The 12,666-nt window shown below is 36.8% G+C and carries 9 protein-coding genes; 8 read left to right on the plus strand and 1 reads right to left on the minus strand.

The annotated features are described in order from the left end of the window. Positions 1-102 precede the first annotated feature (102 nt). On the plus strand, positions 103-1,125 hold the full coding sequence (locus ACDF53_RS07355; RefSeq protein ID WP_370815874.1) for a branched-chain amino acid aminotransferase: 1,023 nt from the start codon (positions 103-105) through the stop codon (positions 1,123-1,125). A 157-nt stretch (positions 1,126-1,282) separates the two neighbouring features. On the opposite strand, the gene ACDF53_RS07360 is transcribed toward ACDF53_RS07355, so the two are convergent. After that, entirely contained in the window at positions 1,283-1,675 is a 393-nt protein-coding gene (locus ACDF53_RS07360) for a thioesterase family protein (RefSeq protein ID WP_213466932.1), read from the minus strand. 400 nt (positions 1,676-2,075) lie between these two features. Between ACDF53_RS07360 and ACDF53_RS07365 the strand changes: the two genes are divergently transcribed. From ACDF53_RS07365 to nrdR, 7 genes are all read left to right on the plus strand, one after another. Next, positions 2,076-2,813 (plus strand): TVP38/TMEM64 family protein, encoded by a 738-nt coding sequence (locus tag ACDF53_RS07365; protein ID WP_295804280.1) that lies wholly within the window; start codon positions 2,076-2,078, stop codon positions 2,811-2,813. 52 nt (positions 2,814-2,865) lie between these two features. Beyond that, positions 2,866-4,059, plus strand: coding sequence for a PLP-dependent aminotransferase family protein (locus ACDF53_RS07370; RefSeq protein WP_370815875.1), 1,194 nt, complete (start codon positions 2,866-2,868; stop codon positions 4,057-4,059). 123 nt (positions 4,060-4,182) lie between these two features. Further along, positions 4,183-5,016 (plus strand): Mrp/NBP35 family ATP-binding protein, encoded by an 834-nt coding sequence (locus tag ACDF53_RS07375; RefSeq protein ID WP_005386907.1) that lies wholly within the window; start codon positions 4,183-4,185, stop codon positions 5,014-5,016. Positions 5,017-5,261: 245 nt separating this feature from the next. After that, positions 5,262-6,662 (plus strand): anion permease, encoded by a 1,401-nt coding sequence (locus ACDF53_RS07380; RefSeq protein WP_105089071.1) that lies wholly within the window; start codon positions 5,262-5,264, stop codon positions 6,660-6,662. 234 nt (positions 6,663-6,896) lie between these two features. After that, positions 6,897-8,243, plus strand: coding sequence for a M18 family aminopeptidase (locus tag ACDF53_RS07385; RefSeq protein ID WP_287537057.1), 1,347 nt, complete (start codon positions 6,897-6,899; stop codon positions 8,241-8,243). Between the two features lie 285 nt (positions 8,244-8,528). Beyond that, a complete protein-coding gene (locus ACDF53_RS07390; RefSeq protein WP_105089073.1) occupies positions 8,529-11,975 on the plus strand; it encodes a pyruvate carboxylase in 3,447 nt (1,148 codons plus the stop codon). Between the two features lie 199 nt (positions 11,976-12,174). Then, positions 12,175-12,651 (plus strand): transcriptional regulator NrdR, encoded by a 477-nt coding sequence (gene nrdR, locus ACDF53_RS07395; protein WP_024065834.1) that lies wholly within the window; start codon positions 12,175-12,177, stop codon positions 12,649-12,651. Positions 12,652-12,666: the final 15 nt, after the last annotated feature.

Raw genomic sequence — 12,666 nt, forward strand, 5'->3', positions numbered from 1 at the left:
ACTTATTACATGTCTAATTTTTGTTCTCTATAGAATATGTTGAAATAACTTGCTCATAGTGTTAAGATTATAAGTATATTAATAAGCATGGAGGTTATTGTTATGAGCAAGAATATCGATTGGGATAATCTCGGTTTTGGTTATGTAGAAACCGACTACCGTTATTTAACTACATATAAAGATGGTAAATGGGACGAAGGCGGATTAATTACTGATGCTAACGTTGTTCTTAATGAATGTGCTGGTGTATTCCAATACGCTCAAACTGTCTTTGAAGGTTTGAAAGCATACTACACTAAAGATGGTCACATCGTATGCTTCCGTCCAGATTTGAATGCAGTTCGTTTGAATCAATCTTGTGAACGCCTTGTAATGCCTACATTACCTGAAGGTCGTTTCCTTGAAGCTGTAAAAGAAGTTGTAAAAGCAAACAAAGACTTTGTTCCTCCTTATGGTTATGGTGCAAGCCTTTATATTCGTCCATACATGATGGGTACAAACTCCGTTATCGGTGTAAAACCTGCAGATGAATATCAATTCCGTGTATTTACTACACCAGTAGGCCCTTACTTCAAAGGTGGCGCTAAACCAATCAAAATTCGTATCACTGATTTTGATCGTGCAGCTCCTCATGGTACTGGTCATATTAAAGCTGGTTTGAATTATGCTATGAGTTTGTATGCTATCACTGATGCTCATAACAAAGGTTATGCAGAAAACATGTACCTTGATGCGGCTACTCGTACACATGTAGAAGAAACTGGTGGTGCGAACTTTATCTTCATCACTAAAGATGGTAAATTAGTAACGCCTAAATCCGATAGTATTTTGCCATCCATTACACGTCGTTCTTTGATGTATGTAGCAGAACATTACCTTGGTATGACTGTAGAGCATCGCCCTGTTCATAAAGATGAATTAAAAGACTTTGCTGAAATGGGTCTTTGTGGTACAGCAGCTGTTATTTCTCCAGTAGGTCAAATTGATACTCTAGAAGGCACGATTAATGTACCGGCTGGTATGGATGATATGGGTCCTATCACTAAAAAATTATATGATACATTACTTGGCATTCAACATGGTGAAATTGAAGCTCCTGAAGGCTGGGTAGTTAAAATTTGCTAATCTTTTAATAGATTAATGTAGTAGATTATATAATTTATCACGTAAATAGAAATGGCATCTATCGTTGGATAGATGCCATTTTTGTCTTATTTTGTTATATTAAATTAGAGATTAGGGTATTGTAAAATTAGTTATAGACTATTATTAAAACTAGTTATTAGTTAGATTTTGCACGACTTACTACTTTAGCCATGAATTTTTCGTTATTAATAACAAATCGTTCATGAGTTCCACGACCAATGATACCAACGCCGTCAGATGCTTCAATATCAAAGGTTATTTTACGTCCTTCTACAGCACTAACTGTAGCTTTAGCAGTTACTGTTGCACCAAGTGGAGTAGGGGCTTCATGAGTAATGGATAGAGCGATACCTACAGTGCCTTCGCCATCTTCTAAATATGGTTGTACTGCTGCTTGTGCTGCTTCTTCCATTAATGCACACATAGCTGGTGTGGCAAAGACCTCTAAAGAACCGGATTTCATTGTTTTAGCAATATTAGATTCTGTAACTGTTACAGTCGCTGTAGCTGTTTGACCTGCTGATACCATAATATACCTTCTTTCATTAAGAATATTCTCGTTATAATAGTATTATACATCTTTCGATAATTTTTATGCTAATGCTATTATACATATTTTATAGATACTACCAGTTAAAAGTAATTATTTTTAACTGGTAGTATCTATAAAACTAGCCTATATAACTTATAATCCTAATATTTTTAACTGGTGGTAATTGAAAAATAGCATATAAAAGTATGAATGGTAATAAAAAGTATGAATGGTAATATTTTAACGGGTAGTAATTAAAAAATAACATATGAAAGTTCTAATGATAATATTTTTGATTGGTAGTAATTAGATAAATAGAATGTTTAGATTCTTACTTATAACAGTTCTATAGAATCCGTGATATAATGGAACTAGTTTTTTATAAAACGAGGTATATATGAGTACAAGAAAATTAAAGCCTTCTGGTGAAGGTTGGGTACAGTTAATAGCAGGCCTTGGTTTTGTCATTCTATTAATTGCCATCAATATAGTAGACCCTACATTTTATCCAACTATGTGGCATTTAGCGACGAGTGGATCCATGGATGAAATAGCAGAGTATATTCAAGGCTTTGGCCCTATGGCCATGGTCGTAAGTATGCTTCTCGATATTTTTGTTAATGCTGTTGGTTTCTTACCATCCATATTTATATCTACCGCAAATGGTTTAGTATTTGGTATGTGGCCAGGCATAATTATTTCTTGGCTTGCAGAAACAATTGGTGTAGTCATTAGCTTTTATATTATGCGTTACTTCTTGCGTGATACAGCAGATAAGTTGATTGCTAAGAGTACGGTATTGATGAAAGTAGATGATTTCTCTGGTAAAAACGGTTTTGTGGTCATGTTATTTGCACGATCCTTACCATATTTTCCATCTGGTGTTATTACAGCATTAGGTGCTATTAGTAAGATTAAACCGAGAGACTACATCTTAGCAAATTTAATTGGTAAATTCCCATCTACAGCTCTTGAAGTTGCTATTGGTACAGATATTGTAAACTTCCAAGAGAATATGGGGCGATTAGGAATTATTGTTCTTGTTGCAGGTGTTGTATACTTCATTCTTTGGAAAGTATATAAGAACTATATTAATAAGAAGAATGCTGAACAAGAACATGATCCTAATGCGTAATTTTTTAACGTAGTAATATTTTTAACTTAGTATATATGAAAGAGGCGATTGTATGAGTTTTTCTCTTCCTGAACGTGTCACTTTAAAAGGTCCAAATTTTATTCGCGAAGTATTTGAACGTGGTGTAGGCGTAGAAGGTTTTATCAGCTTTGGTATTGGCAATCCAGCGCCAGAAGCGATTCCTGTGGAAATCATTGAAAAGGCATTCGATGAAGTAGTTCATTCCAATCCAATGAGCTTATTACAATATGGCCCAATGCAAGGTGATGCACGTTTAGCAGAATTAACATTAGATCGTCTTGTAAAAGCACATAAGATGAATCCAGAAGGACAAGGCCTTATTATTTCTAATGGTGCAGGTCAATTATTAGGTCTTGTGCCAATTACTGTATTGGAACCTGGCGACGAAGTATACATGGATGAATTTACTTTCACAAGTGCTATCAATTCTGTACGCAACATGGGCGGTAAAGCATTAGGTATTAAGACTGATGAGTACGGCATGATTCCTAGTGAATTAGAAAAAGCCGCTCAGTCTGGTAAGGGTAAATATATTTATCTAATTCCTAATTTCCAAAATCCTACAGGTATTACAATGCCATTGGAACGCCGTAAAGAAATTTATGCCATTGCTTCTAAATATGATTTATTCATCTATGAAGATGATCCATATGGTGAAATTCGTTTCGCTGGTGAATACATTCCAACATTTAAATCTTTTGATACTGAAAATCGTGTTCTATATGCAGGTTCGTATTCGAAGACATTATCTGCAGGCTTACGCGTAGGTTTCCTATTTGGCCCAGCAAAGGTAATCGAAGCTATCCAAGCTTTAAAGAATAATACAGCTGGTCAAATGCCATTAGTTACACAAAAGGTGGTAGCTAAAGTTCTTGATACAATCGATTATGATTCGCATTTAGAAAATGTACGTAAAGTATATAAGACTAAATGTGAAGCTTTGCTTAATGCATTTAATAAGTACGCAAGTTCTAAGGTTAAGTTAACACAGCCTACAGGTGGCATGTTTGTATGGATGACGATGCCTGAGGATGTAGACTGTGACGAATTCTTCGAAGCATGTATGAACCGTAACGTAGGGATTATTAAGTGTGGTGCCTTTGCGGCTGATGGAGCAGGGGAAGGTCATGCATTCCGCTTAAGCTATACAGTACCAACAGTAGAAGAAATCACAAAGGGCATGGAAATTCTCGGTGCCTTAACCAAAGAGTTCTGTGGCGAGTAATATATTGATAAAGTTTGATATGACATGATACAATGTAACAGTAGATACAGTGTATCTACCATATAGAATAAAAGTTTTACATATAGATGTGAGGTAGTTCCTCAAAGAAAGTAGGTGTTTACTATGGGTTGCGGTAGCAGCAGTGATTGTGGCGGATGCCCATCTAAATCTTCTGGTTGCGGTGGCGGCGCTCCTCAACAACCTCAAGATCTTACAGCTCCATTACACGAGCTTAGTTCTGTTAAACATGTAATCGGCGTAGTATCCGGTAAAGGTGGCGTAGGTAAATCCTCCGTTACAAGCTTAATGGCTATTACTATGGCGCGTAAAGGTTACAAAGTTGGTATCCTCGATGCAGATATTACAGGTCCTTCTATTCCTAAAATGTTTGGTATCAAGGAAAAAGCATATGCTGACGAAATTGGTATGTATCCTGTAAAATCTAAAGGCGGCATTGACGTTATGTCTGTTAACCTCCTTTTGGAAAACGATACAGATCCTGTTTTATGGCGTGGTCCTATTTTAGGCAATGTGGTAAAACAATTCTATAGTGATGTTATTTGGAAAGACATCGATTATTTATTCGTTGATATGCCGCCAGGAACAGGTGACGTAGCAATTACTGTATATCAATCTTTGAAATTGGATGGTATTATCATTGTTACATCTCCTCAAGACTTGGTATCCATGATTGTTGAAAAAGCAGTTAAGATGGCTGATTTAATGCAAGTGCCTATTATTGGTGTAGTGGAAAACTACTCTTACTTCCATTGCCCAGATAATGGTAAGGATTATCAAATCTTTGGTGAAAGCCACATTGAAGAAATCCTTCAAAAATACGGTCTATTATTGTTGAATCGTTTGCCAATTGATCCAACTATTGCAAATCTTTGTGATAAAGGTGATATTGAAGCTATCGAGAAAACAAACTTAGAAAACGTATCTTTACCAGAATAGGATTTATATGTTAATGAAAGCTGTGCATACCTCGTGATGCACAGCTTTTTTTCATTTCTTTTTATGATGTAATATATTATATTTATTATAAGAAGAAATAATTATATATCTCACTTCACATACTACTGATATATACTGAAGACACCGTAGGATAGGGGGCTACTGTGTGTTTATAGTCACCTTGCGATGCCTTGGTATTTCAGCGGTTATATATTTTAGTTTTTTCCTATGTAGGAGGTATGTGTATGAAAAAACTGTTAAACTGGATTATTCCAGCGGTCTTTGGTATAGGCCTATGGTTTATTCCGACACCAGAGGGGTTAACACCTCAATCTTGGCATTTATTCGCCATCTTTGTGGCTACAATCGTAGGCTTTATTACTCAGCCATTACCGATTGGTGGCGTATCCATCGTTGTGATTACTGTGGCAGCTTTGACTGGTACTTTGAAAATCGGTGAAGCTATCTCGGGTTTTGCTAACTCTGCTATTTGGCTAATCGTAGGTGCGTTCTTATTCTCTCGTGGCTTTATTAAAACTGGTTTGGGGAAACGTATTGCATATAATTTGATTGCTGCTTTTGGTAGTAGCTCCTTACGTTTAGCTTATGCATTAGCTTTATCTGATCTAATTTTGGCTCCAGCAACTCCATCCAACACAGCTCGTGTAGGTGGTGTTATTATGCCGATTACTACTAGCTTGGCAAAAGCGTTCGGTTCTGAACCTCAAGATGGTCCTCGTAAAATTGGTTCCTTCTTGATGCAATCTATTTATCAAGTTAATACAATTACATCTGCTATGTTCCAAACATCCATGGCTGGTAACACATTGGTTGCAGCATTGGCGCTTCAATCTTTTGGTATTGGTATCACATGGGGTGATTGGGCTATGGCTGCCATCGTGCCAGGTATTATTGCATTGATCATTATGCCGTACTTTATTTACAAAGTATATCCACCTGAAATTACAGATGCCCGCGAAGCACAACAAATGATTAAAGAAGAGTTAAAAGGCCTTGGTAAAATGTCTTTCCAAGAATGGGTTATGCTAGGCGTATTTGTTTTGGCTTTAGTTTTATGGGCTACTTCTCAATTTACTAAAATTGATGCTACAACTGTTGCATTCTTAGGTATTTCTATTTTGCTTGCTACAAGTGTTCTTGTATGGGACGATGTTAAAAGTGAAAAAGGTGCTTGGGATACATTAGTTTGGATGGGTACATTAATGGGCTTTGCCGGTTTCTTGTCCAAATTGGGCTTCATCAAATGGGCAACAGTACTTGTAGGCGGTTATATTCCAGAAGGATCTTGGATTATTGCCTTCGTTATAGCTGTACTTATTAATACATATTCCCACTATGTATTCGCATCTTTAACTGCACATATTTCTGCAATGTTCGTAGCATTCTCTGCAATTGCTATCTCTGCAGGTGCACCACCAATGTTGACATTGTTGATGATTGCATTCACATCTAACTTGTGTATGTCTTTGACTCACTATGCTGCAGGTCCATCTCCTGTAATCTTCAATACTGGTTATGTTCCTCAAAATACATGGTGGAAACTAGGTTTCTTCGCATCCGTAATCAACTTAATTATCTTTATGGGCCTTGGTTCCGTATGGATGAAAGCAATCGGTATGTGGTAAGACCAGATATCCAGAATTTTATATACTTGTAATACATTAAAAACTATATATGTCATAGTTTGATTATAGTGTGGTTACAAAATATACGAAAAGCCGTCCCCTTTGGGGCGGCTTTTTTGTGATAAAATAAGAGCAGTTAATATATTATTAATGTATATGTTGTAAAATTATACGCAAATGAACTATTCATTGTTTATATACGAATAGCATCATTATTTTACATAGGAGGAATCTATGAAATTTGATAATGAACAGTTATTGAAATATATTGGTGCTTGTACATCTCCGTACCATACGGTAGATACAAGTTTGCAAATGTTATTGGACTCAGGATTTACAGAACTTAATTTGGATGATGAGTGGCAATTAGACTCTGGTTCTTATGTTGTTAATGTATTTGGTACTACATTATTTGCCTTTCATATAGGTAAAAAACCAGAAGATACATTACGTATTGCCTCGGCGCATACGGATTTTCCTGCGATCCGTGTTAAACCCAATCCTATTACCTCTGTAAAAGGGTACACTAAACTGAATGTAGAAATGTATGGTGGTCTCATTGAAAATACATGGCTTGATCGTCCTCTAGGAGCAGCTGGTACTGTTGTATTAAAAGGTGATAATGCCTTTGATGTTGATTCCGTATTGGTTGATACAAAACGTCCTATTGCGATCGTTCCAAATTTAGCTATACATATGAATCGTTCCGTTAATGATGGGGTTAAATTAAATCGCCAAAAGGAAATGCTTCCTATATTAATGATGGAGCGTAAGGATGAGGAACAATCTACAAAATCTTTACATGATAGTAATAATCCAAGTTTATTCCCAGAGTCTGATACTCAATATGATGAGTGGACTACGTTCTTAGCTGATGAAGTCAATTGTGATCCATCTGAAATTTTGTCCTATGAAATGACATTATATCCAACAGAACAAGGTTGTGTCTTGGGCACAGAAGGAGATTTTATTAGTGCACCGCGTTTAGACAATTTAACATCTTGTTTTGGTGTACTTTCCGGGATTATTCAAGCTCGTAAACATAATGCTAATGGTGTACGCTGTGCGATTCTCTTTGATAATGAAGAGGTAGGGAGTCGTACAAAACAAGGTGGGGCAGGTATGCTTTTACCAAACCTTATTAAACGTGTATATGATGCATTGGGATATTCCAATCAAGAGATGGAAAGTTTCATTTCAAAAGGATTTATGGTTTCCTCTGATGTAGCCCATGGTTTACATCCAAATTATCCTGAGAAAAATGATATCACTAATATTCCTACACTTAATAAAGGGGTAGCCTTAAAAATCGCATGTAGCCAATCTTATGCAGGTGATGCCAGAGCCATTGCTATTGTTAAAGGTTTGTGTGATGAAGCTGAGGCAAACTACCAAATTTATGTAAATCGTTCTGATATACCAGGGGGCTCTACAGTTGGCTCTATTTCATCTGCTATGTTGCCGATGAGAACTATGGATGTAGGGTTACCATTATTGGCAATGCATTCTGCACGTGAGTTGATGGGGGCCAATGACCAAGAACAACTCAACCGATTAATGAATCATTTCTTAGGTGATTAATTATATAGTATATAGAACTAGTTCGATGTACATCGATAAAAGACATATGAGTTTTACTCATGAACAGCGAATAATGTATTTTATGATTTCGTAATTAATATAATCCTTTAAATATGTGGAAAATATTGTATAATAGTTATATGTAATTATGAATATTGTACTCATCATAAATTTTGATGAGTTTTCCAAATATATTGTTTTGACTATAAGTATAGGAAATATTCATATATTAATAAAAATGAAAGCTGATAGTTCACATTAGTGGAAGCTAGTAGGAGGCAATACATGAGAAAAATTAAATCCGTATTGGTTGCCAACCGTGGTGAAATTGCGATCCGCGTGTTCCGTGCATGTAATGAAATGGGTATTAAAACTGTAGCCATTTATTCCAAAGAGGATACATTATCCTTGCATCGCAACCAAGCTGACGAAGCCTATCTCGTAGGGGAAGGTAAAAAACCAGTTGAGGCATATCTTGATATTGAAGATATTATCCGTATTGCAAAAGAACATGATATTGATGCTATTCATCCAGGCTATGGCTTCTTATCTGAAAACGAAGAGTTCGCTCGTCGTTGCGGTGAAGAAGGTATCATCTTTATCGGACCTCATGTAGAACATTTAAATATGTTCGGTGATAAGGTTAATGCTCGTGCACAAGCTAAATTGGCAGATATCCCAATGATCCCTGGTTCAGATGGGGCTTTGCGTGATTTTGAACAATTAGAAGAATTTGCAAATACTCATGGTTTCCCATTGATGATTAAAGCCGTAAATGGCGGTGGCGGCCGTGGTATGCGTGAGGTTCATCGCAAAGAAGATCTTCGTGATGCATATGATCGCGCTAAATCTGAAGCAAAAGCTGCTTTTGGCGATGATGATGTATATGTAGAAAAACTTATCGTTGAACCTAAACATATTGAAGTACAAATCCTTGGTGATGAACATGGTAATGTAGTTCATTTACATGAACGTGATTGCTCTGTACAACGTCGTCACCAAAAAGTTGTTGAAATGGCGCCAGCTTTTGCATTGCCATTAGAAACTCGTAAAGCCGTATGTGATGCAGCCGTTAAAATCATGAAAAATGTAGGCTATGTTAATGCTGGTACTGTAGAGTTCTTGGTAACTGCTGATGGTTCCTTCTATTTCATCGAAGTTAACCCTCGTATCCAAGTAGAACATACTGTAACAGAAATGATTACAGATATTGATATTGTTCATTCTCAAATCCGTATTGCTGAAGGTTATGACTTACATAGCCCAGAAGTAGGCATTCCTGCACAAGATGAAGTTCCTTGTAAAGGTACTGCAATTCAATGTCGTATCACTACAGAAAATCCTAAAAATAACTTCATGCCTGATACAGGTAAAATCTTGGCATATCGTAGCTCCGGTGGCTTTGGTATCCGCTTAGACTCTGGTAATGCTTTCACAGGTGCCGTAGTAACACCTTACTATGATTCCTTACTTGTAAAAGCAACTGCATTTGGTCCTAACAATGAAGAAACTATTCGTAAAATGCTTCGTTGCTTGAAAGAATTCCGTATTCGTGGCGTTAAAACAAATATTCACTTCTTGATTAACGTTCTTGAACATCCTGAATTCCAAAGCGGTAACTACACTGTTAACTTCATCGAAGATCATCCAGAATTATTCGAATTGAAACCTGACCGTGACCGCGGTACTAAATTATTGCGTTACATTGCAGACGTAACAATCAATGGTTACTCTGGTGCAGGCCCTCAAGAAGTACCTGATTTTGAACCAATTCAAATGCCATCTAATTTAGATGTATCTCCTGCAGCTGGTACAAAACAAAAATTTGATGAATTAGGTCCAGAAGGCTTCAGTAAATGGTTATCTGACCAAAAACAAGTATTCTTTACAGATACTACATGGCGTGATGCTCATCAATCCTTGTTTGCTACACGTTTACGTACAATTGATATGGCACGCGTAGCTGGTCATGCTGCGAAAGGTGTTCCTAACTTATTCTCATTAGAGTGCTGGGGCGGTGCTACATTTGACGTATCCTATCGCTTCTTACATGAAGATCCATGGGAACGCTTACGCATGTTCCGTCGTGAAGTACCAAATACATTGCTTCAAATGTTGATTCGTGGCGCTAATGCTGTAGGTTACACATCTTATCCAGATAATGTAGTTCGTCAATTTATCCAACGTGCTGCTGCTAATGGTATTGATGTATTCCGTGTATTCGATAGCTTAAATAGCCTTGATAATATGCATGTAGCTATTGATGAAGTTCGTGCACAAAACAAAATTGCTGAAGTAGCATTGTGCTATACAGGGGATATTCTTGATAGCAACCGTCCTAAATACAATTTAGACTACTATGTAAATATGGCTAAAGAGCTTGAAAAAGCGGGTGCTAATATTATTGCTATCAAAGATATGGCTGGTTTATTGAAACCTCAAGCTGCTTATAATCTTGTATCTGCATTAAAAGATGCTGTAACAGTGCCAATTCATTTACATACTCATGAAGGTTCTGGCAATGCTATCTACTCTTATGGTCGTGCTGTAGATGCTGGTGTAGACGTTATTGACTTGGCATACTCTGCATTTGCTAATGGCACATCTCAACCTAGCATGAACTCTATGTACTATGCTTTGAGTGGCCATGACCGTCAACCTGATATGAACATTGACTACATGGAAGAAATGTCTCATTACTTTGGCAGCATTCGTCCATACTACAAAGGTGTGGATAAAGCAGAAGCATATCCTAACACTGAAGTATATCAACATGAAATGCCAGGTGGCCAATACTCCAACTTGCAACAACAAGCTAAGATGGTAGGCCTTGGTGATCGTTGGAATGATATCAAAAAAGTATATCATCAAGTAAATATGATGTTTGGCGATATCATTAAAGTAACACCATCCTCTAAAGTTGTAGGTGACATGACATTGTACATGGTACAAAATAATTTGACTGAAAAAGATATTTACGAAAAAGGCGATGTATTAGACTTCCCTCAATCTGTAGTAGAATTCTTTGAAGGTCGTCTTGGCACTCCATACCAAGGTTTCCCTGAAGAGTTACAAAAAATCATCTTAAAAGGAGCTAAACCTATTACAGTTCGTCCTGGTGCAGTATTACCTCCAACAGACTTCGAACATGTTCGTCATGAATTAAGTGAAATGGGTGCTAATACAACTGATGAAGATATTAGTGCATACTGCTTATATCCTAAGGTGTACCAAGATTACAATAAATTTGTAAAAGATTTTGGTGATGTATCTGTACTTGATACTCCAACATTCTTCTTCGGTATGAAACGGGGCGAAGAAATCCAAGTAACTATCGAAAAAGGTAAAACATTGATCATTAAGATGAATGGTGTATCTGATCCTGATGAAGATGGTAACCGTATCGTATTGTTCGAGTTCAACGGTCAACCTCGTGGCATTAAAGTTCATGATAAACATGCTAAGACTACTGGTGTTGTTCGTCGTAAAGCAGACGAATCCAACCCTGGCGAAATCGGTGCTACATTGTCTGGTTCTGTTGTTAAGATCCTCGTTAAGAATGGTCAATCTGTAGTTAAAGGTGAACCATTAATCGTTACAGAAGCGATGAAGATGGAAACAACAATTACAGCTCCTATCGATGGTATCGTAGAAGAAATTCTAGTTCGTGAAGGTAGCCGTATCGAATCTGGCGACTGCTTGCTTCGCGTCCAAGATGCTCCTAAACGATAGTTATAATTGTAGGTAAAATTAAAAATATTATTTCTAAAGTATTTCATAACATAAAATACTGTAGAATAATGGAAGAATCCCTAGGAAATCCTAGGGATTCTTTGTATTTTAAGGGGTTTCATGGTACTATATATAGTAAAGAAAATGGGCGTATTATGCACTATTTTAGAGTGATTATTAGAAAAAGGAGTAGTAACAGATGAGATGTCCTTATTGCCAACACACAGACACGAAGGTAACAGACTCTAGAACGACTGATGAAGGTAATAGTATTCGCCGTCGCCGCGAATGTATCAATTGTGGCCGTCGCTTTACTACCTATGAAATTATAGAAGAAGTACCACTTATGGTATTAAAGAAAAACGGACGTCGTGAACTATTTGATCGCGGTAAATTATTAAATGGCTTATTGCGTTCTTGTGATAAACGTACCGTACCAATGTCCGTGATGGAACAAGTGGTTAACGATGTAGAGCGCGATATTCGAAATGAAATCAATCAAGAGGTAACTACGGATCGCATTGGTGAACTTGTATTGCAACAATTAAAAGATATTGACCAAGTTGCATATGTTCGTTTTGCTAGCGTATATCGTAAGTTTGATAATATTGATAGCTTTATGGAAGAACTGAAAGCATTAAAGAAACTAGATGCTAAAAAACCAAAACGCAATTAATTACTGATACTATAT

It is taken from the genome of Veillonella sp. (genome assembly GCF_041333735.1).
Taxonomy (GTDB): Bacteria; Bacillota; Negativicutes; order Veillonellales; family Veillonellaceae; genus Veillonella.